At 58.7% G+C, this 25,240-nt stretch carries 20 protein-coding genes and 1 tRNA gene; 19 read left to right on the top strand and 2 right to left on the bottom strand.

The window, feature by feature from the left end; genetic code table 11:
- Positions 1-148 precede the first annotated feature (148 nt).
- From SM763_RS04450 to SM763_RS04360, 19 genes are all read left to right on the top strand, one after another.
- Entirely contained in the window at positions 149-2,215 is a 2,067-nt protein-coding gene (locus tag SM763_RS04450; protein ID WP_368997722.1) for a molybdopterin-dependent oxidoreductase, read from the top strand.
- Between the two features lie 41 nt (positions 2,216-2,256).
- Positions 2,257-3,681 carry a MocR-like pyridoxine biosynthesis transcription factor PdxR gene (pdxR, locus tag SM763_RS04445; RefSeq protein ID WP_368997721.1) on the top strand — a complete coding sequence of 475 codons (1,425 nt, stop codon included), beginning with the start codon at positions 2,257-2,259 and terminating at the stop codon, positions 3,679-3,681.
- A 191-nt stretch (positions 3,682-3,872) separates the two neighbouring features.
- Positions 3,873-4,637 (top strand): SDR family NAD(P)-dependent oxidoreductase, encoded by a 765-nt coding sequence (locus SM763_RS04440; protein WP_368997719.1) that lies wholly within the window; start codon positions 3,873-3,875, stop codon positions 4,635-4,637.
- A 12-nt stretch (positions 4,638-4,649) separates the two neighbouring features.
- Positions 4,650-5,417, top strand: a complete 768-nt coding sequence (locus tag SM763_RS04435) for a crotonase/enoyl-CoA hydratase family protein (protein ID WP_274832390.1) — start codon at positions 4,650-4,652, stop codon at positions 5,415-5,417.
- Positions 5,418-5,421: 4 nt separating this feature from the next.
- A complete protein-coding gene (locus SM763_RS04430) occupies positions 5,422-5,904 on the top strand; it encodes a MarR family winged helix-turn-helix transcriptional regulator (RefSeq protein WP_065270938.1) in 483 nt (160 codons plus the stop codon).
- A gap of 3 nt (positions 5,905-5,907) precedes the next feature.
- Complete coding sequence (locus tag SM763_RS04425) at positions 5,908-7,722, top strand: feruloyl-CoA synthase (protein WP_368997717.1); 1,815 nt, start codon at positions 5,908-5,910, stop codon at positions 7,720-7,722.
- 13 nt (positions 7,723-7,735) lie between these two features.
- Positions 7,736-8,608, top strand: coding sequence for an amidohydrolase family protein (locus SM763_RS04420; protein WP_368997715.1), 873 nt, complete (start codon positions 7,736-7,738; stop codon positions 8,606-8,608).
- A gap of 1 nt (position 8,609) precedes the next feature.
- Positions 8,610-9,074, top strand: coding sequence for a DUF3237 domain-containing protein (locus SM763_RS04415; RefSeq protein ID WP_368997714.1), 465 nt, complete (start codon positions 8,610-8,612; stop codon positions 9,072-9,074).
- A gap of 3 nt (positions 9,075-9,077) precedes the next feature.
- On the top strand, positions 9,078-10,679 hold the full coding sequence (locus SM763_RS04410; protein WP_368997712.1) for an acyl-CoA dehydrogenase family protein: 1,602 nt from the start codon (positions 9,078-9,080) through the stop codon (positions 10,677-10,679).
- Between the two features lie 163 nt (positions 10,680-10,842).
- Positions 10,843-11,790, top strand: coding sequence for a Bug family tripartite tricarboxylate transporter substrate binding protein (locus tag SM763_RS04405; protein WP_065270933.1), 948 nt, complete (start codon positions 10,843-10,845; stop codon positions 11,788-11,790).
- 61 nt (positions 11,791-11,851) lie between these two features.
- Positions 11,852-12,277, top strand: a complete 426-nt coding sequence (locus tag SM763_RS04400; protein WP_274828234.1) for a tripartite tricarboxylate transporter TctB family protein — start codon at positions 11,852-11,854, stop codon at positions 12,275-12,277.
- A 12-nt stretch (positions 12,278-12,289) separates the two neighbouring features.
- On the top strand, positions 12,290-13,789 hold the full coding sequence (locus SM763_RS04395) for a tripartite tricarboxylate transporter permease (protein WP_368997710.1): 1,500 nt from the start codon (positions 12,290-12,292) through the stop codon (positions 13,787-13,789).
- Between the two features lie 390 nt (positions 13,790-14,179).
- On the top strand, positions 14,180-15,394 hold the full coding sequence (locus SM763_RS04390) for a tyrosine-type recombinase/integrase (protein WP_368997709.1): 1,215 nt from the start codon (positions 14,180-14,182) through the stop codon (positions 15,392-15,394).
- 133 nt (positions 15,395-15,527) lie between these two features.
- Positions 15,528-15,758, top strand: coding sequence for a helix-turn-helix transcriptional regulator (locus tag SM763_RS04385; protein WP_368997838.1), 231 nt, complete (start codon positions 15,528-15,530; stop codon positions 15,756-15,758).
- Between the two features lie 419 nt (positions 15,759-16,177).
- Complete coding sequence (locus tag SM763_RS04380) at positions 16,178-16,846, top strand: recombinase family protein (RefSeq protein ID WP_368997707.1); 669 nt, start codon at positions 16,178-16,180, stop codon at positions 16,844-16,846.
- A 97-nt stretch (positions 16,847-16,943) separates the two neighbouring features.
- On the top strand, positions 16,944-18,239 hold the full coding sequence (locus tag SM763_RS04375; protein WP_368997706.1) for a hypothetical protein: 1,296 nt from the start codon (positions 16,944-16,946) through the stop codon (positions 18,237-18,239).
- A 340-nt stretch (positions 18,240-18,579) separates the two neighbouring features.
- On the top strand, positions 18,580-20,607 hold the full coding sequence (locus SM763_RS04370; RefSeq protein WP_368997704.1) for a type I restriction-modification system subunit M: 2,028 nt from the start codon (positions 18,580-18,582) through the stop codon (positions 20,605-20,607).
- Positions 20,608-20,615: 8 nt separating this feature from the next.
- The gene (locus tag SM763_RS04365) at positions 20,616-22,025 is read left to right on the top strand and encodes a restriction endonuclease subunit S domain-containing protein (protein ID WP_368997702.1); all 1,410 of its coding nucleotides are present in this window, start codon (positions 20,616-20,618) and stop codon (positions 22,023-22,025) included.
- Positions 22,025-22,816: a hypothetical protein gene (locus SM763_RS04360; RefSeq protein WP_368997701.1), complete on the top strand. Its 792-nt coding sequence runs from the start codon at positions 22,025-22,027 to the stop codon at positions 22,814-22,816. The genes SM763_RS04365 and SM763_RS04360 overlap by 1 nt, the downstream gene beginning before the upstream one ends.
- An 83-nt stretch (positions 22,817-22,899) precedes the next feature.
- Here SM763_RS04360 and SM763_RS04355 read toward each other — a convergent pair whose 3' ends face one another.
- Positions 22,900-24,858, bottom strand: coding sequence for a GmrSD restriction endonuclease domain-containing protein (locus tag SM763_RS04355; RefSeq protein ID WP_368997699.1), 1,959 nt, complete (start codon positions 24,856-24,858; stop codon positions 22,900-22,902).
- A gap of 292 nt (positions 24,859-25,150) precedes the next feature.
- Positions 25,151-25,225 (bottom strand) — tRNA-Glu (locus SM763_RS04350).
- Between the last annotated feature and the right edge of the window lie 15 nt (positions 25,226-25,240).

Below are 25,240 nucleotides of genomic sequence, written 5' to 3'. Positions count from 1 at the left end.
GCGTGCGACGGCCAGATAGCGGGCCAGTTTGGCCCTCCTGTCCCATGCTTTCACCAGATTGGTCTGGTCATTTTTGCCAAAATTGGAGCTTAACGCCCTCCCAGTTGCCGGTGTATCCGCCCTTTGAGTGTTGTTTTCAGAGGCCGAGATGACCAATCAAGACCCGACCGCCTTTCGCCCAAGCGTTTGCCCGCTGGATTGCCCGGATACCTGTAGCCTCTCCGTCAAGGTCGAGGGTGGCAAGATTTCCGAAGTCCGGGGATCGACAGCGAACCCCTTCACCGCCGGGGTGATTTGCAACAAGGTGGCCCGCTGCTATCCGGATTTCGTGCATGGCGCGGCCCGCCTGCGGCACCCCTTGAAGCGGACCGGCCCGAGGGGATCGGGGTCTTATGAGCGGATCACCTGGGAGGAGGCGCTGGACCTGATCCATGCAGGTTTCAACCAGGCAATCGAGGCGCATGGGCCGCAATCGGTTCTGCCGCTTAACTATGCCGGGCCGCATGGTGAACTGGCCGGGGGCTCAATGGACCGGCGGTTCTTCTACCGGATGGGGGCGACGTTGCTGGATCGCGGGCCGCTCTGTGGTGGTGTGCGCGGAGAGGCCTACGCCAGCCTCTTTGGCAGCGCGCCGGGCATGCCGCCGGAGCAGGCAGTGCAATCGGATCTGATCCTTGTCTGGGGCAACAACGTCACGGTCTCCAACCTGCATTTCATGCGCGTGATCAAAGAGGCCCGTAAATCCGGCGCGCGGGTGGTGGTGATTGATCCCAAGCGGATCAAGCTGGCCGAGCAATGCGATATGCACCTGCAACTGCGACCGGGGACCGATGTGGTTCTTGCCCTGGGACTGGCGGCCGAGTTGGAGCGGCGCGATGCGCTGGATATGGCCTTCATCGGCAAATGGACCCATGGGTTTGACGCCTTTATGGAGGAGGCCCGCGCCTATACCCCGGATCGTGTCGCCGACATCTGCGGCCTCCCTGCGGAAGAGCTGCACCAATTGGTGGACTGGATCGTCGCGTCCCGCCGGATGGCAAGCTCCTTTGGCAACGGGATCGAACGGACCCGCTCGGGCGGTGCCGGGCTGCGGGCGGCGATGGCTCTGAATGCGCTGACAGGCCATCACGGGCGCCTCGGTGCCGGGGTGGTCGCGAAATCCGGGGCCGCCGCGCCAAAGACCTCGTCCCGCCTGCAGGGGGATCATCTGATCCGGCCCGGCACGCGCTGTTTCAATATCGTCGATGTGGCGGAAAAGATGCTGGACCGGAGCCTTGATGTGCCGGTCGGGGCCGTGATGATCTACAACCACAACCCTGTTGCAACGCACCCCGATCAGGACCGGATGATCGAGGCCCTGATGCAAGAGGATCTGTTCATCGCAGGCGCGGATGTGGTGATGACGGATTCCATGGCTTTTTGCGACGTGATCCTGCCTGCCGCCAGCCATTTCGAATATGATGACATCTATGGCGCCTATGGGCAGAACTACATCCAAAGGGCCGAACCGGTGATCGCGCCGGTGGGGGAAAGCCTGCCCAACACCGAGATCTTTCGCCGTTTGGCAGCCCGGTTCGGGTATCAGGAGCCCGAGTTCCGCGACAGTGACAAGGACCTGATGGATCAGGCCATGGACGCGTCGCATCCGGTGTTCGGGGGTATGCCACCCAGCGAGATGTCCTGCGACCGGGCCATCGCGCTGACCGCAGGGGGTGGCAGTCCGCTGGTGCTGTGCCAATCGGTGATGCCGCAGACGCCGTCGGGGCGGATTGAGCTGTTCAGTCAGGAGCTTGAGGATCGGTTCGGATGCGGTGTCCCGCGCTATGACCCCGCCCCGCAGGATCTGCCGCTGGTGCTGGTCACCCCCAGTTCGGACAAGCGGACCAACGCGACCTTTGGCCATCATGCGCTGTCGGCGGGGGCTGAGGTGGTACAGGTGCATCCGCAGGATGCCGAGGCACGCGGACTCAGCCATGGCGATCCCGTCACCGTCTGGAATGCCCGGGGCGAGGTGACCTTTACGCTGGAGGTGACAACTGCCACCCGGCCCGGCGTGGTCTACAGCCCCAAGGGCACCTGGCTTTCCAGCTCGCGCAGCGGCCGCACGGCGAATGCGCTGATTCCCTCGGCTCTGCGCACGGATATTGCCGGGGGCGCCTGCTATAACGAAACCTTTGTGGATCTGCGGCGTGGGTGGGACAGTAGACCGGACTGACGCAATGGGGCAGTATTGGGCGGAACGTGGAGACCAATACCGTGCAGCAGGTACCCGGGCCGACCTTTTCCATTGACCGCAGTCTGTCTGTTCCCGTGTTCGAGCAGATCTGCACGGCGCTGCGGACGCGGATCGCGGCAGGAGAGATCCCGGAGGCCAGCCAGCTGCCGGCCACCCGCAGTTTCGCGGTAGAGCTGGGGGTGTCGCGTTCGACCGTGGTGGCGGCCTATGAGCAGCTGGAAGCCGAAGGCTACATCGCGGGAAAACGCGGTTCGGGGTTTACCGTCTGCGCCATGGGGCAGGTCGAACTGCAGCCGGTGCATCCTGCACCCCCGGAGCATGCAAAGGAGACGCCGCGTGCCCTGTTGCCCTTCAACAGTGGAGAGCCGGACATGCGATTGTTCCCGCACCGGCAATGGGCGCGCTGCGTGTCGCGGATCTGCCGGGTGGCGCCGGAAACCATGCTGGATGGTGGCACGGTCCGGGGCAATGCAGCGCTGCGCCGGTCCATTGCGGCCTATGTGGCAGAGTGGCGGGGGATCGAGGTGGGCGCCGAGCAAATCATTATCACTGCGGGGGCGACGGATGCGCTTGAGCTTTGCCTGCGCACGTTGGCACCACGCGGCAGCGCCATCGGGATCGAGGATCCGGGATATCCGCCTCTGAACCGTATCGTGCAATCGCAGGGGCTGCGCTCGCATTACCTGCGTGTCGATGCTCTTGGCGCCTGCGTTCCCGCAGAGGATGCGGATCTGAAGGCGGTGGTGCTGACGCCATCGCATCAGCATCCGCTGGGCGGGGCGATGGCGCCGGGGCGGCGTCTGGAATTCCTCAACTGGGCCAAACGGACCGGCGCCTGGATCATCGAGGATGATTATGACAGCGAGTTCCGATATGCGGGGCGCCCTATTCCGGCGATGGCGGGGTTCGATGGGCTGAACCGGACGATATACCTTGGCAGTTTTTCCAAGACCTTCTCGAACGCGCTGCGGATCGGCTATGTGGTCGCGCCCGAGACACTGATTGCGCCGCTGCACGACAGCCTGCTGCGCTTTGGCACCCGGGCCAGCGGCATGCCGCAGCAGGCCCTGGCCGAGTTCATCGACAGCGGCGAGTTCTACCGCCATTTGCGCCGGGTGCGGCGTATCTATGGTGAGCGGCGCAAGCATTTGCTGGCGCGGCTGCAGCAGGAGTTTTCCGCCTATGGCAGCGCGCCGGACCACGGTGCGGGCATGCAGCTGGTGTTTCATCTGAACGACGGCTGGCAAGATCACGAAGTCTGCAAGCGGGCGCGGGACGCCGGTCTGGGGTTGCGCCCGCTTTCGGGATTTGCCGCCGAGGTCACCGGGCTGAATGGTCTCGTTCTGGGCTGTTGCCACATGGAGATCCGCGAAATCGACAAGGCGCTGGCCCGCCTGGCGCAGGTTTTTGACGGCGAGGCCGAGCTGAAACAGGATCAAACCTGACGGCGGCGCGAGCTGCGCAGGAGTATGGATTCGTGCTGATAGACCCGAGGCGGTCCGCAAAACGTATTCAAAATTAGTGGCTTAAGTGTTTGTGAAAATTTTGTTGGCGCGAGATAGGTATTTCGTATAACGATTAAAAAGAAGATATGCGGGATAACTATCATATCAGTTATCCAGTTCGGGGAGGAACTATGCAGATAGATGGACATGTGGCGCTGGTCACAGGTGGCGGCAGTGGCCTTGGTGCGGCGACGGCCCGGCATCTGGCCGCAAAAGGCGCGAAAGTCGCCATTCTGGATTTCGATATCGAACGGGCAAAGGCGGTCGCGGATGAGATCGGCGGCATCGCCCTGCATGTAGATGTCAGTGATGAGGCCGCCGTCGGTGCAGCCCTCGACAGCATCGCAGAGCAGCTGGGCAGCGCCCCCCGAATCGCGGTGAGCTGCGCCGGGGTCGGCATGGCGGCGCGCATCGTTGGTCGTGGCGGCAAGCTGTCGTTCGATGTGTTCGAAAAGACGCTGCGGGTGAACCTTTTTGGCACCTACAATGTGATGAGCCACGCCGCCCGCCTGATGGCAGAGCTGGACCCGCTGGCGGATGGCGAGCGCGGGGTGATCATCAACACCGCTTCGGTTGCCTTCGAGGGTGGACAGCTGGGGCAGGCGGCCTATGCGGCCTCCAAGGGGGCGATTGCCTCCATGTGCCTGCCGGCCGCGCGCGAACTGGCGCAATCGGGTATCCGCGTCATGGCCATCGCGCCTGGCCTGTTCCAGACCCCGATGATGGAAGGGCTGCCGCCCGAGATTTCGGCGCAGATCACCGCCAATATTCCCTTTCCTGCCCGGCTGGGCGCGCCCGAGGAATACGCGCTTCTGGCCGAGCAGATCGTCACCAATCCATTTCTCAATGGAACAACCATCCGGCTGGATGGCGCTGTGCGCCTGCCGCCGCGCTGAAGGATCCCGCGCATGAGCGATCAGATACTCAAAATCGACATCAATGACAGCATCGCCACCCTGACGATGAACCGTCCGGACAAGCGCAACGCCATGTGCGAAGAGCTGCTGGAGGCGCTTGATGCTTTCTTCTCGGCGCCGCCCAAGGAGGTGCGTGTTGTCATCCTGACCGGCACTGCGGGGCATTTCTGCTCGGGGCTGGACCTGTCTGAACATGTGCACCGTTCGGCCGAGGAAAACCTCTATCACTCGCGCCAGTGGCACCAGGTGATGGAGAAGATCCAGTTCGGCGGCCTGGCGGTTGTGTCCGCCATGTTCGGGGCGGTGATCGGTGGCGGGCTGGAGCTGGCAAGCTCGACCCATGTTCGCATCGCCGAACCTTCGACCATCTTCCAGCTGCCCGAAGGGCGGCGCGGCATCTTTGTGGGGGGCGGCGCCACCGCGCGGGTCGGGCGTCTTCTGGGCGCGGACCGGATGACCGAAATGATGCTGACGGGCCGCAAATACGATGCCGAAACCGGCGTGGCGCTTGGCCTTGCCCACTATGCGGTGGGTGAGGGTGAGGCACTGGAGCTGGCGCAGACGCTGGCGGGCAAGATCGCCCGCAATGCGCCCTTGTCGAATTATCTGATGATCCAGTCGATTGCCCGCATCAACGATATGTCGCAGGCCGATGGCCTGTTCACGGAATCGCTGGCGGCGGCACTGTCCCAGACCACGCCGGACGCCGAGGAAGGTCTGCGTGCTTTCCTTGAAAAACGCGCACCTAAGTTCCGGTGATCCGATGAAGACCGTCATCAAAGAGCCTGAGCCTGAAATGGGCGTTTCTCACGTCAGCGATGAAACACTGCGCGCGTTTGTCGGCTATCACATGAAGCGGGCGTTCAACGTCGTACAGACCGATCTGGCCCGGACGTTGAAGCCTTTTGATCTGCGGATGCTAACCTATACGGCACTGGTGCTGATCGTTGACAATCCGGGATTGCGCCAGTCACAGCTGGCGGATGCGATGGATGTGGAGCGGCCAAATCTGGTCGTGATCATAGACGAGCTTGAACGGCGCGAGCTGATCGTGCGCGACCGGGTGCCGACGGATCGGCGGGCCTATGCGTTGAAGGCGACGCTGGCCGGTCGCCAGCTCTGTGAAAAAGCGGTTGCCGCGGTGACCGCCCATGAACAACGCTTGCTGGAGAACATGGATGCAACGACCCGCGACACGGTGATCGCGGCGATGCAGCTGATCCAGAAGAGCCTGTCGAAAGGATAGACCATGAAACGGACGTCCAATTTCCTGCCACACGCAGTCTCGCGCGAGGAGCGCCCCGACGGCAGCCTGCTGTTGCGGTCTGAATACGATCTAGGGCCGGTGACAGAGCGGACTGGTGACTGGCTGCACCGCTGGGTTGAAGAGGCGCCCGAGCGGGTATTCCTGGCCGAGCGCAGCGGGGCGGGCTGGCGCGAGGAAAGCTATGCGGCGACCCTGCAGCAGGTGCGCGCCATTGCGGCGGCGCTATTGGCGCGGGGCATGGGGGCGGATACGCCGATCCTGATCATGTCCGGCAATGGCGTCGATCACGGGCTGTTGTCGCTGGCCGCGCAATACGCCGGTGTGCCGACCGTACCGGTGGCCGAGCAGTATTCGCTGATCCACGGCGCCCATGGCCGCCTGCGCCACGCCATCGAACTGGTGCGGCCAAAGATGGCCTATGTTGTCGATGCCGATCAATACGGCGAGGCGCTGAAACTGGATGCCCTTGAGGGGGTTGAGATCGTTGCGACCCGCACCGGCGGCGCCGATGTCACGGCCTTTGCGGACCTTCTGAAAGGCGATACGGGCGTTGATGTGGACGCGGGATTTGCCAAGGTGACGCCCGATACCGTCGCCAAGATCCTGATGACCAGCGGGTCGACCTCGAACCCCAAGGGGGTGCTGACCACGCAGAGGATGATGTGCGTCAACCAGACACAATTGGCCGACAGCCTGCCGTTCCTGCGGGCACGCCCGCCGCGCATCGTGGACTGGCTGCCCTGGAATCATGTCTTTGGCGGCTCGCATAACTTCAACATGATGCTGGCCAATGGCGGCAGTTTCTACATCGACGATGGCAAGCCGGTGAAGGGCTTGTTTGATCGCACCGTCGAGAACCTGTCGATGGTAACCGGCAGCCTTGTGTTCAATGTGCCCATGGGCTTTGCCATGCTGTTGGAGGCGCTGGAAAAGGACGCGGGGCTTCGTCAGCGTTTCTTTGAAGAGCTGGACATGATCTTTTACGCCGGCGCCTCATTGCCGCAGGAGGTCTGGTCGGGTTTCGAAACCATGGCGATGGAGATCAAGGGCGAGGTGCCGTTGATGACCTCTTCCTGGGGGCTGACGGAAACCGCCCCGGCGACCATGATCCAGCAGGAGCCGACGGAAAGCTCGGGCGTGGTGGGCGTGCCAATGACCGGCGTGACCCTGAAATTGATCCCGGATGACGACATGCGCTGCGAAGTGCGGGTCAAGGGACCGAACGTGATGCCCGGTTATTTCGAAGACCCGCAAAAGACCGCAGAGGCCTTTGACGAGGAAGGCTATTTCATCACCGGCGATGCCATGGTGTTCGTGGACAAGGACGACATCAACAAGGGCATGCGCTTTGACGGGCGGATTTCCGAGGACTTCAAACTGCTGACCGGCACCTGGGTGCGGGCGGCGGGCCTCAGGATCGAAATGCTCTCGACCCTTGCACCGCTGGCCGCCGATCTGGTGGTGACCGGGCAGGACAAGAACGAGATCGGCGTGATGATCTTCCCCAACCGCGAGGCGATCGAGGCAGCAGGCTTCACGCTGGAGGAAGACGGCGGCGCGCTGGTCTGTCCGCAGCTTCTGTCCGACATTCATCACCGGCTGAACGAGCGCGCAGGTCGCATTTCCGGCTCCTCCACCCGGGTGGTGCGCGCCATTGTGCTGGCCGAGCCGCCTTCGCTCACCGATGCTGAGATCACCGCCAAGGGCAACCTCAACTTCCGCAAGGTGCTGACGCGCCGCGCAGATCTGCTGGAGCGGCTTTATGATGACGCTGCCAGTGGCATTGCGAAACTCTGATAGGAACACAACGATGGTAGATTTTTCCAAGGTCCGCGCGATCGATTTCCACACCCACGCCGAGGAACCCTGCGGCTGCCATGCCGATGACGGCTATGATGAGCTGCAGGCAACCATGGCCAGCTATTTTGGCGCGCCCTGGCAGCATCCGCCCACCGTGCCGCAGACCGCTGCCCATTACCGCCAGCAGAACATCGCCGCGGTGATCTTTCCGGTCGATGCCGAACGCGAAACCGGTTATCGCCGCTACAAGAACGAAGAGGTTGCCGAGCTGGCGGCCGAGAACGACGACGTTCTGATCCCCTTTGCCAGCATCGACCCGCACAAGGGCAAGATGGGCGCCCGCGAAGCGCGCCGCCTGATTAAGGATTTTGGAATCAAGGGCTTCAAGTTTCACCCGACCATGCAGGGCTTTTATGCCAATGACCGTATGGCCTATGACCTGTATGAAGCGATTGCCGAAGAAGGCGGTATCGCCCTGTTCCACACCGGTCAGACCGGCGTCGGCAGCGGTATGCGCGGCGGCAACGGCATGCGGCTGAAGTATTCCAACCCGATGTATATGGATGACGTGGCGGTGGACTTCCCGGACATGAAGATCATCCTCGCGCATCCGTCCTTCCCCTGGCAGGAAGAGGCGCTGTCGGTCGCTCAGCACAAGCCCAACGTCTATATCGACCTCTCTGGCTGGTCGCCCAAGTATTTCCCCGAGATCTTGGTGAAATACTGCAACTCGATCCTGAAGAAGAAGGTGCTGTTCGGATCCGACTGGCCGATGATCACGCCGGAACGCTGGCTGTCTGATTTCGAGAAAATTGCGATTAAGGACCACCTGCGCGAAGACATCATCAAGGGCAACGCCATGCGTCTGCTTGGGGTCGACTGAGATGGAGATCCCAGCACCAAAGCTGCGCCATGCCTTCCGCCTGCGGGTGGAACTGGGTGCCTCGATTGAAATGGGGCAGGGACGCGCGGGTGTGCGACGGATCATACCGATCATCGGGGGCAAGGCGCTTGGCCCCGATCTGACCGGCGAGGTGCTGAACCTCGGGGCCGACTGGCAGACCATCTACAGCGATGGCGCCGCCCATCTTGATACGCGCTATGCGGTGAAAACCGAAGACGGCGCGGTGATCGAGATCGTCAATGTGGGCAGCCGTCACGGCCCGCCTGATGTGATTGCGCGGCTGGCCAAGGGCGAGGATGTGGACCCCACCAGCTATTACATGCGCACGGCCGCGCGGCTGGAGACCGGCGATGACCGCTATGCTTGGGTCAATCACATGCTCTTTGTCTGCTCCGGTATCCGCCGGGCCTCTGCCGTTGAAATCGACTATTATGCAGTGGAATAACCAATGAAGCCTTTTGCCGCCCCTGTTGAGGACATCCTGTTCACGCTGAACCATGTGGTGGGCACAGCGGATCTGCCGGATTGGGATGCGGAATTCGCAGCTGAGATTGCCGGGCATTTCGCGGCCTTTGCCGAAGGTGAGATCGCACCGCTGGATGAACCCGGTGATCTTGAGGGCTGCACGCTGACGAATGGCCGCGTCGCGATGCCCGCTGGGTTCAAGGGTCTATACCGTTCTTACGCTGAACAAGGCTGGCCGGGCCTCACCATCCCCGAGGAATTCGGTGGCCAAGGCATGGGCGCGATGATGCTGGCGATCACATCCGAGATTTTCTCAGGCGCCAATCATTCCATGCAGATGGTCACCGGGCTGGTGCCGGGCGCTGCGCGCACTCTGACGCGGTTCGGCACGGCGGATCAGCAGGCCCGCTACCTGCCGTCGCTGGCCTCGGGGGAGACGCTGGCGACCATGTGCCTGACCGAACCCGGAGCGGGATCGGACCTCTCGCGCGTGCGCTGCCGTGCGACCTCCGATGGGGATGGCTGGCAGATCACAGGTGAGAAAATCTTCATCTCCGGCGGCGATCAGGACATGAGCGATAAGGTCCTGCATCTGGTGCTGGCGCGGACCTCGGACAACGGGATCAAAGGGCTCTCTCTGTTCCTGTGTCCCTGCACCCGCGCCGATGGCAGCCGCAACGCTGTCACCGTGACCCGGATCGAGGAAAAGATGGGCCTGCATGCCTCGCCCACCTGCCAGCTGGCCTTTGATGGCGCCGAAGCCGAGCTGATCGGGGCCGAGGGGCAGGGGTTGATGGCGATGTTCACGATGATGAACCACGCCCGCTCTGATGTGGCGCTTCAGGGCGTGGCCCATGCGGCGCGTGCTTATGATGTTGCGGCCTCCTACGCGGCAGAGCGCCAGCAGGGGCGCGGTGCCGACGGACAGTCGGTGACGCTGGATGGGCACGCGGATGTGCGCCGGATGCTGGACGACATCGACGCCGGTGCGCTGGGCGCTCGCGCCATCGCGCATCTGGCCTTTGTCACCATGGAGAAGGGCGACAATCCTGATCTGGTGGAGTTCCTGACCCCCCTGGCCAAGGTCAGCGGCACCGAGGCAGGCATTCGCGGCGCTGAACTGGGAGTGCAGGTGCTGGGCGGCTATGGGTACTTGCGCGAATACCGGTTGGAGCAGACCTATCGCGATGCCCGCATCACCGCGATCTATGAAGGGGCTAACGGCATTCACGAACGCATGCTGGCGACACGTCTGCTGGGTACACCCCCGGCGGAGGCCTTCGCGGCCTTCATGGCGGCAGAGGGCAAGGAGGCAGAGGCCGTTGCTGCTGCCTTGGAAGGCTGGAACCTTGCGCGAAAACAGTTGCTGGACAACCCTGACCCAACCGCCTTTGCGCATGAATTCTATCTGCTGACCCGCGATACGCTTTTGACGGCGCTGTGGAGCCGGGTTCTGCGGGCCGCATCGGCCCATTCGGATCCGCAGCGGCTGACGCGGGTCGCCACGCGCCAGCTGGAAGTGATTGCCGCAATGCGTCCGGCGCGGCTGGCGTTGCTGGGAGTTGCGCAAACCGCCGGGGCATAACCATCCGGCGCAGGTGAGGAGATCTGCGCCGTCTGGCCGAGGAAATTCACTGTTGAGCAAGGGGAGAGGTAAATAGTTTACTGGTTAAGTAACTTTCCAGGAGGAGACCCGTCGCGCCTGTTTGTGGGTGACGGAGGAAAGACAACAAAGAGGAGGAAATCACATGACACTTAAATCCCGGATTCTGGCGCTTGGCGCCGCCGCGATGATGACGCTTGCCGCGCCGCTGGCCGCAGAGGGCTGGAAACCCGATGGAGCGCTGACCATTCAGGTCGGTTTTGGCGCCGGCGGATCGACAGACACCATGGGCCGCGTGCTGGCCAGCGTGATGGAGAAGAACACCGGCTGGGACATCGTGGTCGAGAACAAGCCCGGCGGCGGCGGCGTTGCCATGTTCACCGGCCTGTCGCAGCGCCCCCCGCAGGGCAAGGTCGTTGGCATGGGGGTTAGCATCCCCGTTCTGGTCCAGCTGGTTCAGCGCGGCGATCAGCTGCCGTTTGATGTCGACAGCTTTGATTACCTTGGCACCGTCGCCAAGGCAGAGCTTGCGCTGGTGGCCAGCGCCGATGCGCCCTTTGACGATTTGGAGGGCCTGATCGCCTATTCCAAGGAGCAGGGGCAGCTGGCGGTTGCCACCATGGCACCGCCGCAGGTTCTGATGATGAAGGCAACGACCAAGACCACCGGAGCGGATTTCAACCTGGTGACCGCTGATGGCGGCGCCGAGGTGATGAAGCTGATCCTGGGCGGTCAGGTTCTGGCGGGTTTCGGATCGGGCGAGCAGTTTCCCTATCTTGAATCCGGCGACATGAAGGTGATCGCGGGCGCCAACCAGTCGCGCTTGAGCTATGCGCCGGAGGTCAAGACCTTCGTGGAATCCGGCATCAACGCCTATGTCGACCCGGTGTTCTATCTGGCGACCACAAAAGGCACCGATCCTGCTGCGGTCGAGGCCATCGCAGCCGCGATCGATGAAGCGGTTGCCTCGCCGGAAATGGCTGAAATCGTGCAGAACGCGGTCAAGGGCGCGCCGATCAACATGGGACCCGAGGGCACCCATAAGATGATGACCGACGGTCTGGCAAACGCAGCCGTGTTGTTCGCGAAATAAAACCGCAAACCGCCCTGCGCGTGCTCGCGCGCAGGGCGGTTTCAGAACTTGGGAGGGTTCCATGGGTTTGTCTGCCGACCGTGCTTCGGGCGCGTTCTTTCTTCTGCTTGGTCTTGTGCTCTATTTCCTGGTCATCCCCTCCTATGTGGAGCGGGTCGAAGGGGGAAATCTGTCACCGGATACGATGCCCAATCTGATTTCCATTGTGATCGCCGTTAGTGGCGCGTTCCTGATGCTGAAACCGACCGGTCACCGCACCCAAAGACCGCATGTCTTTGCGATTACAGGCGCCTATGTGGCGGTTCTGGCAGGTGGGATCTATGCGATGTCCGTGTTCGGTTTTGAATATGTCGCCCCGCCGCTGGCGTTTGCGATCATGTGGATGATCGGGGAACGCCGCCCGGCCTGGCTGGCGGCGGGCGTCATCGTCATGCCCGCGCTGATCTGGTTCCTGGTGACCTACGCGCTTGGCCGCGCCTTGCCCTGAGGGAGTGTGACCATGGTGGATTTTTCAACAATACTGGCCGGATTTGGCGATGCCTTTTCCCTGATCAACTTGCTGTTCGTCATCTGCGGCGTGATCCTGGGGCAATTCGTCGGCGCGGTGCCCGGCATCGGCCCGATCATGGCCATGGCGATTGCTATTCCCTTTACCTTTGCGCTGGATCCGCTGGTGGCGATTTCCTTTCTGGTGGGGGTCAACAAGGGCGGACTGGTTGGCGGCGCGGTGCCTGCGGTTCTGATGAATACCCCCGGCACCCCCGATGCCGCCGCAACCGCGATGGACGGCTACCCGCTCGCCAAGAAGGGTAAGCCCCTCAAGGCCACCAAGATGGCGCTGTTTTCCTCGGTGACGGGCGATACCTTCAGCGACATCGTATTGATTACCGTGTCGGCGCCGCTGGCGGTTCTGGCCCTGCGCATGGGCCCGATTGAGATCGCCGCGCTGATGATCTTTGCCTTTTCCGTCCTGGCCGGGCTGATCGGCAATTCCCTGACCAAAGGCATCATCGCAGCGGCGCTGGGATTGCTGGTGGCTTCGGTCGGGAGCGATCCGGAGCATTACACGCCTAGGCTCATCTTTGGCTATTGGGATCTGTTCGACGGGTTGCCCCTGCCATCAGTTGCGATTGGCATGCTCGCCATTTCGGAAATCCTGCGACGCATGTCCGATGCCCATGGCAGCGTCCGTTCCGCCATCATCATGGAGGATACCGGCAACCCGGACGACCGTCGGGTGACCTGGGCGGAATACTGGTCCTGTCGCTATACCATGCTGCGCGGTGCCACCATCGGAACCATTTTCGGCGCCTTACCGGGGATCGGTTCGACCGCTGCCGCCTTCATGTCCTATGCCTTCACCAAGGCCCGCTCAAAAGATCCGCAAAGCTTTGGCAAGGGCAACCTGCATGGCATCGCCGCAGCCGAATCCGCCAATTCCGCCGTTGTCGGCTCCAACCTGATCCCGCTGTTGACGCTGGGCATTCCGGGCAGTGTCAGCGCGGCGCTGATCATCAGTGCCTTTATGATCCACGGCATGCAGCCCGGCCCCTTGCTGTTCGAAAATCAGGGGCGGCTTGTCTATGGGCTGTTCGGGGCCATGATCATGGCGAATTTCATCAACCTGTGGATCGGGCTGGTCGGACTGCGGCTTTGGGTCAAAGTGGTGTCGGCGCCGGAGTCCATCATCTTTTCCTCGGCGGTTCTGTTGTGTTTTGTCGGGGTGTCGATGGCGACCAACGGATTGTTCGGCGTTGCGATCATGCTGATCTTCGCGGTGATCGGGTACCTGATGTCGAGTTTCGGCTATCCGCTGGTGATCTTCATCATCGCGTTCTTTCTGGGACCAAGATTCGAGAAATCCATCGCACAATCGCTTGCGCTGACGAACGGGGATCTGACCCAGGTTCTGAAAAGCCCGGTTGCCGTCGCTTTGCTGCTTTTGTCGGTGGTGTCTTTCGTGTGGTTCCTGGCCCGCAGCCGGGAGGCCGAGCTGTGACTATCTGAGCTCGGCCGAAGGTCAGAGCAGCATGAACAGAGGGAATTGCCCAAGAGGGCGGTTCCCTTTTGCTCTTCGAGAGGGAGGCCTACGGCGGTTTGAACGGATGAAGCCTGATCAGGGCAGCCGATAGGGTAGGGATTAAAGGGCTGGACCCGGGCGGCGCTGCGGCTGGATTTTACTGGCTCGAACCGCGCAACAGGACCGCAAACAGCATGCCAGGCTAAGATAGCAGTATGGGAGAAAGTGGCAGCCCGTAGGACGGGCAGTCATACTCTACCGCTGTCTCACCTCATATCAAAATCCTTTTTTACCATACATTTAAGTTGATATGATGTCTCAGTTCGTTGCACGCTATCTCAACGTTTCTCGTGCTTGATGATGGGAAGAATGATGGCAGGGAGAGTTCGGCAGCCCCTTACGGCGAAAACGGTTGCTTCGCTATCAAAGCCGGGAATGTACGGCGACGGGAACAACCTTTACCTTAAGGTTTCCGGCGAAAACGGAAAGTCTTGGATTTTCCGGGCGATGGTGCAGGGCAGGCGCAGGGATTACGGGCTGGGATCAGCGGGCCTCGTGACTTTGAGGGAGGCTCGCGACATCGCGCTCGACATGCGCCGTATCGCGCGTTCTGGCGGTGACCCGAGGCCGCCTGAAAGCTCTGACGAACTTACATTCTCGCAAGCTGCAAAACGTGCGTTTGAAACTCAAAAGGTGAAGTGGAGCAGTGACAAGCACGAAGCGGCTTGGTGGGCGACATTAGAACAGCACGTCATACCGGTCTTGGGCGATCAACCGTTGAACAAGATCAATACGAAAGATGTCTACGAGTTGCTGGAGCCAATTTATCAGGCCAAACCGCCAACAGCAAAACGCGTTCGCCAGCGGATGAAAGTAGTCTTCGCTTGGGCAAAAGGGGCGGGCTATTATCACAAGGAAAACCCGGTCTCTAGTCTGACGTCTGCATTTCCATCTCCGCGAAATTCTAGCAATCACCACAATGCCTTGCCCTGGCAAGACCTACCGGATTTCATGCTTAAACTTCACCAACGCGAGGGCTTGTCCGCTCGCTTAACCGAGTTCACGATCCTAACTTGCCTGCGTTCAGGGGAGGCGCGCTCAATAGAATGGGCTTTCCTGCAGGGAGATACGCTAACGATACCCGCGCATCTAATGAAATCTCGGAACCGTCACCGTGTGCCGTTATCACGTCAATGTCGAAAGGTCTTGGACCTAATCCCAAGAGACGATCCACGCCTTGTGTTTCCGGGTTCGATCAGCCGAAAAACTGGTGAGCGATCAATCCTCTCGGTGAACGTATACAAGGCTCTTTACAAGCGCATGGGTGTCGACGGCTTCACAACGCACGGATTTCGTTCGACGTTCAAAGACTGGTGTATGGATACTGGTGTGGGTGACTGGGAGGTTTCTGAGGTAGCCCTTGCGCACGTACCGGGAAACTCTGTCGAGCGGGCCTATGCCCGCACCGACTTGTTCGAGAAGCGACAAGAACTGATGCAGAAATGGGCTGACTACGCGATGCAGCATGTCTGGCCGAAACCTCCGAGGGTTAAACTCGCCAAACACCGAAGGGCGCGCCTTTGACTGTGGTGCGGAAAGCCCGGATAATGCGGTCTTTGCAGACTTTCCTGATCGAAGGCAGTAGTAGTAGGCGAAACCGAAGCGCAGGCACCAATAGGAACAGGTTGTGAAGCAAGTACAGTATGCAGATCACTTCATGACAATCGATGAGGTTGTTGCGGTAACGCGCTTTTCCCGCGCCAAAATATACAGACTTGTCCAAAAGGGCGATTTCCCTGCCCAGCGCAAAATCGGTGCATCGGCTCGTTGGGTGGCAAGCGAGGTGCATGATTGGATGGCAAGGCAACCATCAACATCACGCAGGCAAGCTCCTGTTAAGCGGAGGATCAAGATGCCTAAAAGCATCAGGCGCAAAATGGGAATGTAGAAGGAGTAATCTTTTCGAAAAATCCCTACGCTACATCCCCCTTACACACGAAGTCGAAAAAACTCTGTGGGCAAAAAACCAAAGGGACATCACGGATTGCTAGCGTCTCATTCAACCAAATTCCCTACATGAGAGCTAGAACTAGGGGCAACCGTACATAACGGATTGCCAAAAATTTCGGCCTAAATGTCTGAATTTAATAACTATTGGTGAGACATGCCTTACATAAACTCCATAAACACGTCCGTTGCAATCGATTGCAGCGTAATCTGCCCTTCTGCGCCTATCTAAATCGGCGGAAACCGTGTCGCGGAGACACACTGGTAGCCCAACTCCATAAAACGACAGTAAAAACCTATTAACTACCAGTCCAGGTGACCAGGTGTGCTCAAACGAACCAACGTTCATAGGAGCACATCATGGATTTATCGGACAAATACATTTCGTACATTCGGGTCTCAACTGACCGACAGGGAAAGAGCGGACTTGGACTTGAAGCCCAAAAAACAGTTGTAAACGGTTTCATATCGCAGTCTGGCGGTAAGTTGATCAGCGAATACGTTGAGGTAGAAAGCGGCAAACGCAATTCGCGGGAACAGCTCCAACGCGCTCTAGAAGAGTGCAAACGAGAAGGCGCTATGCTCGTAATCGCCAAGCTCGACCGACTTGCCCGTAACGTCCACTTCATCTCAGGTTTGATCGAAAGCGGCGTTCCCTTTCGCGCTGTGGACATGCCCGAAGCAAATCGTTTCGTTCTCCACATAATGGCCGCTGTGGCCGAACATGAGGGCCGTGCAATCTCTGAGCGCACCAAAGCTGCTCTGGCGGCGGCCAAAGCAAGAGGCGTCAAGCTCGGTGCATCATGCCAAGCCCTAGCAGACAAGAAAATTGCCGATGCCAATGGCTACAGCGAGAAGATCGGCCCAGTCATAGAGCAGCACAAGGAGAATGGTCTTTCGGTCAGGAAGATCGCGGATCGGCTAAATTTCGACAAAGTGCCTTCCTATACGGGCGCGCAGTGGCATCCGTCCACGGTGCAACGAGTTTGGAAGCGATATTCTGCGCTACCTGTACGACCAACAACTTGAGGACCCCATGTCGGATGTAGTGCCCAACAGAGAGGATTTCTTAAACCATCTTGGTCCAGGTGTCACAGTATCAACTCGGAACGCAATGATTGACCGAATGCAGGTAACCATTGGGCATTGGGCGTACTTTGGAACCGAGCAGAGTGTGAAAGACGCGCTTTCAGACCTTAGGCAGGCGACCGTCGCCACCGCTGATGGGGCAGAGGTGCCGTTGTTCCGGGGGCGAACGGTCACGAACCTATACCGGGATTTACCGATCACGTTTGCGTCTAGTGGTTTTGGTGGAAGCAGAAACGCGGCAACACCGTTGATCGCGGGGCACCTTGAGCGCGTATCACTGCGAAATTCACGATCAGCTCGCGAGGCTGGTGAGGTTACTCGGATGGTGGCGAATGCTACTTTGAATGTGACCCGTTTCATTCAAGCGCAACAATTCCGGCGGATCACCCGGCTTAGCCGTCCGCGTCTGGTTTCCGAATACGTTCTTGCAATCGAACCGAACCAAGCGTGGTACGTGGATGAATTCCCTTTGGTTCCGGCAACCAACGTACTCATTGGCGAACGCCGGAAATACGCACACGCGCTAGCTCATGACCTATCTGATCATTTCCGCGACAACGTGGAAACTGCGGATCGCTTGCTCTCTGAGGCACTGGTGTTTGGTTCTGATGGGTATGACGTGGAAATTAGGCGGTTGCCACATTTCGGATTGTCGGAAATCGAAATCTATTGGGAGTTCGATCACCACGACCCGATCCGACTTGTGGAGACTATGTCGCCGTGGCTCAGTCGTCTCTCACGGGAATTGCGCCGCACCCGTGAGTTCGTCGAAGACTACCACGAGCATCTGGAAGGACAGAGCCTCAAAATCGAGCTTCGCCTCGCCCATGCAAAGCGTTTGCGGGTCTACTCGAAGACAAACCGTCGGGTTCGTATGGAGGTTATTCTCGAAGCGGTGGCGATTTCCGACATATGTGGTGCGCGGACGGCAACTAACTTGGAGGAGGCTGCGGGCTGGGTCAATCTTTTGGTGGCGGATGCAGCACGTGAATTGAACCAAGTGCTCGATGGCGCTCCCGGAGAAATGCATTCTGTCCCTCAGTACACGCCGGTGGAATTGATTTCGCGCGTTCACGCGGCGGTGGAAGACCACCATGTTGCGCGCGCAATGCTGTCGACACTCGTCGCCTACGGGCGGATCGCGCCGGGTTTGAATGATGCGCTTGCCAGTGCCAAAGATGCTTTGGCCCGCGCTGGGGTCATTCAAACAATAAGGCCCGGAAATCGCATTTACGTCATAGCCGACGAGTACGCCGCCGCACTGGAAGCATTGCGGGAGACGACGGGCGCTTGGGCGCGCAACAATCGCAACAGGGGAAACGACTTGCGGTAGACGACGAGCGGACAGTTGGAACTTGTGGCTGTAAGGCGACGCCATCGCTTTGCGGCGAAGATGTGCCAATCAACTAGTATTGTGCGTTTTTAGAGCCGTACCAGGCCGGTTCCCCGTCGTGGGCACCCACACCCTACCGATCGACAACTAGACGTTCCTGCGCGCGCTCTGCTGTTCCACAAGACATGCCTTCCTTTGGCCCCAGCCAAACTTCCACCATGCCTGTGCTTGCTCCGGAAGGCGCTTGAGGTTTGATGGGCGCAACCGTTACAACTGATCTGAAGGGTTGCGGTCGTTGGCTGCAGATAGCTAACCGATTGCCAAAAAGTGGGAAATCCGGATGAACCAGGTTGCAGCAGAATTCAACGAGTACGTGCTATTCTCCGAGGCTGAAAATGACGCCCTGGACAAGCGTAGTTTCGAGAAAGAGGTGCGCGGGAAGAAAGTTATCTATGTCACTTGCATCATTCGAAACAAGGACGTCCAGCTGAAGCCCGAGGAGCGCAACCGCCAACTCTGGTTGTCGCGTCTTGTTGACGCTTTCGGATACAGCCCATCTCGTATCCAAGTCGAATATCCAATCACTTTCGGGCGCGATACGTCAAAGCGGGCTGATATTGTCGTTTTCGACGAACACCGTCCGACGGTCCCCTACATAATTATCGAGGTGAAGCAGAAGAAGTATAAGGACGGGAAAGAACAACTCCGGTCCTACGCTCATGCGACTGGAGCACCTCTTGCGGTGTGGAGCGACGGAATTCTGGCGGAGGTCTGGCACCGCAAGAACCCCAACTATTTCATGCCGATCCACGAGCTGCCTCGGGCAGATCAGACCATTGAGCAGGTGGTTGATCAGCCATGGACAATCCAAACACTGATCGACCTCGAAAACGAGCGGGTGAAGGAAGGCAAGTTTGCCCGATCCCTGCGTGATCTGATTGAGGATATGGAAGACGAAGTGCTGGCCAACGCCGGGGTCGATGTCTTCGAGGAAGTCTTTAAGCTAATCTTCACCAAGCTCTACGACGAGATGACGTCGCACCGCCGGGGTACTGCGCTGCGTTTTCGTAACCAGAATACTGCCGCCCAGCTTAAAGAGGCGATCCAAAACCTTTTCGACGAGGCCAAAAAGAAGTGGGAAGGGGTGTTTCTTGAAGACGAGCGTATCCGCTTGTCGGCAGATCATCTGCAAGTTTGTGTTGGGTCTCTCGAGGAATGGAAACTCTTCAATTCAAACCTAGACGTTATCGACGACGCATTTGAGTACCTGGTCTCCAAATCCTCTAAGGGCGAAAAGGGCCAGTATTTTACGCCTCGCTGGGTGATCGACATGTGCGTGAAAATGATGAACCCGCGAGAGGATGAGACGGTGATCGACACCGCTTGCGGTTCTGCTGGCTTCACAGTGCATAGTATGTTCCACGTCTGGAGGCAGATCATCAAGGACATGGGCAAAGAGGAAAGCCACCTCTTCACAATGGATGAGAAGCCCGCTCGCTGTGTCGATTATGTCCGCGACAACGTCTTTGCCATCGACTTTGATGAGAAAAGCGTTCGTGTCTCGCGCTGTCTGAACCTTATTGCCGGAGACGGGGAAACCAACGTGCTGCACCTAAACACGCTCGATTTCACCAAGTGGGACGAGACGGTGAAGCAAGATGATTGGCAGGACACATACGGCGAGGGCTGGCGGCGGCTCCGCAAGCTTCGCGAGAGCGCGAGGCAGAAAGACTACCGCAACTTCGCTTTCGACGTGCTGATGGCAAATCCACCCTTCGCGGGCGACATCAAGCAGTCGGACATGTTGTCCCCCTATGACCTGGCCCACAACGCCAAGTCGAACAAGCTGGAACGGGCCGTGGCGCGTGACCTGCTTTTCATCGAGCGGAACCTCGATTTCCTCAAGCCCGGTGGGCGTATGGCGGTGGTGTTGCCGCAGGGGCGGTTCAACAACTCGTCCGACCAGCGGTTGCGTGAATACATCATGGAGAAGTGCCGTATCCTCGCCGTGGTGGGTCTGCACCCAAACACGTTCAAGCCGCACACCGGGACCAAGACCAGCGTCTTGTTCGTCCAGAAATGGAACGACGATGTGAAAGCGGGGCCGCTCTGCCCGAAGGTCGAGGACTACGACATCTTCTTCGCCACGCAGCAGATCGAGAGCGTGGATAACTCGGGCCGCAAGGTCTATCGCAAGAACCCGGATGGAACGTTCTTGCGCGACACGCATGGGCATTTCGTCGTCGCCCATGACCTGTTCAATCACGATGGGCTGACCGAAGATGGGGTGGCCGAAGCTTTCGAGGAGTTTGCCCGCAAGGAGGGCCTCAGTTTTTTTCGGGACGCCCCTTCGATCAAGGCCGCCTAAGCGGTCTGTTGGAGGGGCTTGAAGCCACTGTTGCAAGCTCAGGGGATTTGGAACGAACCGCGCGGATCGACGCGGAATACTTCCAGAAGCGCTTTTTGCGGTCTGCCGAATTGATTGAGAAATGGGATCGAGATGATGTGGCCACACTAACCCGTGTTTCGGATGGCAATCACTTCTCGATCAGCCAGGACTTTGTTGATGAGGGCGTGCCGTACTATCGCGGGCAAGATGTAACGGGGCGGTTTTTCGTCGAAACTGCTGCGCCTATTCACATCACCCGCAAGGCTTTCGATCAAAAGCACATGGTGCGCTCGCACCTCAAGAAGGGCGATGTCCTTCTGTCGATCATCGGAACCATCGGGGAATTGAGCCTCGTCGCGTCCGAAGAGCCTGCGACATGTTCTTGCAAATTGGCCATTCTGCGCCCGCGAAAAGTTTCGCCAGAATACCTGGCGGTATTCCTACGCTCCGAACATGGTCAAAACCAAATTGAGCGCATGACGCGAGGTGCGGTCCAAAAAGGCCTGATCTTGGAAGACATGGATCAGCTTTGGGTGCCGAAGGTATCAGACGAGTTCGAAAACAGAATTGTTTCGATGGTTCGCACGTCGCGGACCACCCGTGATTTGAACACGAGAAAGCAAATCCAAGCAGAAGATACCCTGACCAAGTCGCTCGGCCTCGCTGATTGGACGCCGCCCGAGCCGCTTACCTATGTCGCCAGTGTTGAAGATGTTTTCTCGTCGGGGCGCATAGATGCTCAGTATTTCATGCCTGCGAAGGAGCAGGTGAAGAAATCTCTTGCAGCGCTGCCGGGTCAACCTCTCTCAGAGCGCGTGAGAAGCGTCCGCGACCAGTGGGTGCCAAGCCGTGCGGACCCGACAATGCGGGTCCGAAACTATGACCTGACCGACGCGCTTGTGCCATTACTGGATGCCGAGAAGGAACCCAGCGTCGCCGCCGACATTGGGAGTATGAAGAAGTTGCTCAAGGACGGCGAAGTCGCAATTTCTCGCCTCCGGGCCTACTTGAAAGAGGTCGCCGTGGTGCGGACCGGGGATGACATACCGTCTGTCGGATCGTCGGAGTTCTTCGTCCTGCGTCCCAATGGCACAGCGATTTCGCCTGAGACGTTGATGGTGTTCCTTCGCTCCGCTCCGGTGCAGACCATCTTGAAATGGTGTCAGGACGGTTCGCAGCACCCACGTTTCAGCGAGCGCGATTTGCTCTCGATCCCGGTTCCAGACGCCGTTGCCGATGTCTCCGACGAGATCACCCAGATCGTGCAGGATGGCTTCGCCGCCCGCCACCGCGCCCGCAAACTGCTGGAAGCTGCGAAACGCGCCGTGGAGGTTGTCATAGAAGACGGCGAACCCGCCGCGATGGCCTTTCTCGACCAAGCAGAGGAGGCGATCTAATGGCCCTGCCTCCCCATGCCGCAGACTGGATGAACCGGGCCGAGATCGACTACATCGGTCCTTTCGTCAAAGCCTGGGCCGCGTTCAATGCTTGGTTCCGCCATGCGTCGGGCCAGCAACAAGAAAGGGCCATGCTGGATTGGGTGAAGCGCCAGCCCAACGCAGTCAGACGCGGTATTCTCCCTTTGCTGCGTGAGGATAATGATACGGCCGATGCGATCTCCTTCCAGCAGGCGGTGTCAGAGTTGCAACAACGGCTCGACGCGATCCATTTGGAGGTCATGCGCAAGGGTGTTCAGGAGCGTGTCTCCTTGCGGACGGTCTGCATCTACCCACGGCAGTTGAACCACGAGCGGATTGAGCATCGCCGCTATGAATTCACAGTGCGACGGGTGGCCGGAGGCCATATTCAAGTCCGCGTGGCCTCGATAGCGAACGGAGCGGAACGCTTCAACGAAACCCAAGAGCAGTATGATCCGGCAGCGCTGTACGCCTTGCCGTCTTTCACGAACAATTTGTCGGAGGATCAAAGAACGCGGCTTCGCGGGTTGTACAATTCGTGCAATCCTCGGCCCATGATCGACCTGCTGCGCAACGGCGCACCTGCCTTGCAGATCGCTGCGGTAGAGTTTCAATGCACCGATGAAGAGCTGTTCTCCGGTTTGATCGAGACCATCTATGCGATGCGCAATGCACTCCTGCATGGCGAGGTCGAACCAGACCCAACGGTCCTGGCCTGCTATGAACCAGCATATCGGATCGTAATGTGTTTCTTAGAGGCTGTGGGTTAAGTCGCCACAAAGTTTAGCAAGCGAGTAACTTGCAATCGATTGCAAGCTTGCGACCTGTTTCAGCCCGAGTGCAGCGCCTAGGTCTACTCGGCGGCCAACTCCTGACCTGAAGCGCTCAGCCTTTGGACGTACCTTTTGAACGCGGTGGCCGAAGTGAAACAGCGAAAACCAGCGGAACTTGCGAGCGAGATAAGTTCGGCGCTTTCATCGAGCAATACTGCAACGGGCTCAGTCAGTTCCGATTGGACCCCATGGGGCCAAGCCAGATCAAGTATCGCGCGCTGTTCGCCAGTATCTGGGTCGACGTAGTCCCAAGACGTTTCGCCTCTGGTGTAACCTTGGGTTGCAACCCAATCGTTCAACTCTTCCAGCTCTCGCGCCTCTTCTTCGCTAGTGATCCCCCCAAGAAGCGAACGAGTAGTCAAACGAGCGGGCCGATTTGCTTCTAGGATTGAGGCCTCGTCATGCAAGAGTGATGCTAGGAATTTGTTAGCTGCTTCAGACAGGAGTTCTTTCCTTGCTTCGAGGAAATCGCGAAAGTTCTCGACAGGCCAGAGCACTGGATCGTTTGGTATCCACTGAGATGCCAACGCACCGGGGTGCGCATTTTCGATTTCGGGGAAATATTCCTCCGGCTTGCGATCACTGATAAATAGGTTGGTGTCTTTTGTTAGGAAGCAAAAATTGGCAAGCGCGTTCACCTCAGGACGGCTATAGTCGGCTTCGTAAAGCCTGGCTCTTGGAAAGATGTGATGCACCTCAAGTTTGTTCATCTTGCCAAGAAGGTTGCTTTTTAGCGGCAGCCCTGTTCCCCAGTCACGAGCCTCGGTCACCCGGGTCAGCATATAAAGCACTGGATAGAAACGCGCCCCGACGCTCCAGCTGTGGAAATGACCGGGTTCGACACGCAACCCGCCCTGCGAAAGTCGCAGTTCTGCAATCAGCTTGTCGAGGTCTCCCCCGCTCTGTTCAAGAATGCCGAGGTCTTTGTCGATTACGCTCTCAGTAGAGGCTGAGAACCGACCCCACATCCCACTTTGCACATACCAAAACAGAAGCTTGTCACGGGTCTTTTCGTCAAGCTTCCCTCCATGAGTGTCGAGGTAACGAACCATTACCGGGATTGCGAAGCGCGAGAACAGCACCCGATCATGGTCAAGTCCAAGTCGGCCAGCGATCATATTCAAGACAGCATCCGTCTGTCGCACTGCGCGCTTGAGCGCGTCTGCGATGGCCTCGGCGCTCTTATCGTGGAGATACAAAAATTTTGCCTCGCCAGTAAGAATGGTGTTCACCGACCGCAACAGCCAGTCCAAAGAGAAGTCGTAGCCTTCGGAGCGCCAGCGAGAAATGCTGCCTTTCATCGTATCGCGCGCTTCTGGCCAATCAGCGCATATCTTGGCGAGTGCAAGGTCGCCCTTCGAAAGCTTTGTGCCTCCGCTGTTGACGCGATTGAAGATGTCCACCACGACATCAAGGGTCTTGTCTGCCCCTGTAACCTCTTCGATATGGAACGCCTTGTCGCGGATGCCCAGCAGCTGATTAAGTCGCCCCATGTAATCGCCTACTTTTTCAACGCTATTTGGGTCCTTGCTCAACTCTGTCACGAATGCGCCGATACCGGCGTTTCCTTTCTTCATAAGTTCAGTGACATCGATCCAGAGCGGATCATCCCGCATCTTAATCGGTTGAAAAAATTCGAATTCTTCGGTTTCGAGGTTAAAACGTAAGTCAGTAAATGCCTTTTCGTTTCCGTCGAAAAACTTCGGCGGATGGCCTCGGATGACGCCATAGAGCGATGTGATACGTTGTTGGCCGTCTAGCAGAAGTTTGACTACGCCGGGTGCTAGTTTGTTGTCGCCGCGATGTGCTGCCGTTGAAGCATCGGTCGCCCAAACGAGTAAGCTTCCTACAGGGTGTCCTCGGTATAGGGATTGGAAGAGCCCGCGTACTTGCTCTCGTCCCCAAACATAGCCTCGTTGGAACTCGGGCAACGCCATGTGGCCGTTATCGATGTAGTCGAGGATAGAGGAGATTTGCATTCTAAAGACCTAGGCTTGGAGGAAACCGCCTATCCAACATGCCCTTTGTTTTGGTTCAGGCGCAAGCAAAGAGCACCTAGGACATCAGCAAGAACTGCTGGAGTACAAGACAGTCGTAGTTTCGGCGTTCGAAAGACAACTCAGGACGCTGATCCGTTGTTGAGACGCATACAGACACGATGAGATAACCTGATACTTCAAGCGCAAGAATGCCAGCTTGATGGGATGAATGATGGTAAAGTTGGTTTGCGATGAAAAATCATCAGAAATTTCAATAGCTTTTCAGGAAAAGTGGCAGCCCGTAGGGGAATCGAACCCCTCTTTCCAGGTTGAAAACCTGGCGTCCTAACCGATAGACGAACGGGCCACTCTGTGCGTGAGG

The sequence above is a fragment of the Pseudophaeobacter sp. C1-32P7 genome (genome assembly GCF_041008775.1).
Lineage (GTDB): Bacteria > Pseudomonadota > Alphaproteobacteria > Rhodobacterales > Rhodobacteraceae > Phycobacter > Phycobacter gallaeciensis_A.
This window is presented reverse-complemented; position numbering and strand designations above follow the sequence as displayed.

What these genes read in the sequence shown, in the direction of transcription:
- SM763_RS04450 (WP_368997722.1), top strand. Translation starts at nt 149, where the DNA reads ATGACCAATCAAGACCCGACCGCCTTTCGCCCAAGCGTTTGCCCGCTG.
- SM763_RS04440 (WP_368997719.1), top strand. Translation starts at nt 3,873, where the DNA reads ATGCAGATAGATGGACATGTGGCGCTGGTCACAGGTGGCGGCAGTGGC.
- SM763_RS04435 (WP_274832390.1), top strand. Translation starts at nt 4,650, where the DNA reads ATGAGCGATCAGATACTCAAAATCGACATCAATGACAGCATCGCCACC.
- SM763_RS04430 (WP_065270938.1), top strand. Translation starts at nt 5,422, where the DNA reads ATGAAGACCGTCATCAAAGAGCCTGAGCCTGAAATGGGCGTTTCTCAC.
- SM763_RS04425 (WP_368997717.1), top strand. Translation starts at nt 5,908, where the DNA reads ATGAAACGGACGTCCAATTTCCTGCCACACGCAGTCTCGCGCGAGGAG.
- SM763_RS04420 (WP_368997715.1), top strand. Translation starts at nt 7,736, where the DNA reads ATGGTAGATTTTTCCAAGGTCCGCGCGATCGATTTCCACACCCACGCC.
- SM763_RS04415 (WP_368997714.1), top strand. Translation starts at nt 8,610, where the DNA reads ATGGAGATCCCAGCACCAAAGCTGCGCCATGCCTTCCGCCTGCGGGTG.
- SM763_RS04410 (WP_368997712.1), top strand. Translation starts at nt 9,078, where the DNA reads ATGAAGCCTTTTGCCGCCCCTGTTGAGGACATCCTGTTCACGCTGAAC.
- SM763_RS04405 (WP_065270933.1), top strand. Translation starts at nt 10,843, where the DNA reads ATGACACTTAAATCCCGGATTCTGGCGCTTGGCGCCGCCGCGATGATG.
- SM763_RS04400 (WP_274828234.1), top strand. Translation starts at nt 11,852, where the DNA reads ATGGGTTTGTCTGCCGACCGTGCTTCGGGCGCGTTCTTTCTTCTGCTT.
- SM763_RS04395 (WP_368997710.1), top strand. Translation starts at nt 12,290, where the DNA reads ATGGTGGATTTTTCAACAATACTGGCCGGATTTGGCGATGCCTTTTCC.
- SM763_RS04390 (WP_368997709.1), top strand. Translation starts at nt 14,180, where the DNA reads ATGATGGCAGGGAGAGTTCGGCAGCCCCTTACGGCGAAAACGGTTGCT.
- SM763_RS04385 (WP_368997838.1), top strand. Translation starts at nt 15,528, where the DNA reads ATGACAATCGATGAGGTTGTTGCGGTAACGCGCTTTTCCCGCGCCAAA.
- SM763_RS04380 (WP_368997707.1), top strand. Translation starts at nt 16,178, where the DNA reads ATGGATTTATCGGACAAATACATTTCGTACATTCGGGTCTCAACTGAC.
- SM763_RS04375 (WP_368997706.1), top strand. Translation starts at nt 16,944, where the DNA reads ATGCAGGTAACCATTGGGCATTGGGCGTACTTTGGAACCGAGCAGAGT.
- SM763_RS04370 (WP_368997704.1), top strand. Translation starts at nt 18,580, where the DNA reads ATGAACCAGGTTGCAGCAGAATTCAACGAGTACGTGCTATTCTCCGAG.
- SM763_RS04360 (WP_368997701.1), top strand. Translation starts at nt 22,025, where the DNA reads ATGGCCCTGCCTCCCCATGCCGCAGACTGGATGAACCGGGCCGAGATC.
- SM763_RS04355 (WP_368997699.1), bottom strand. Translation starts at nt 24,858, where the DNA reads ATGCAAATCTCCTCTATCCTCGACTACATCGATAACGGCCACATGGCG.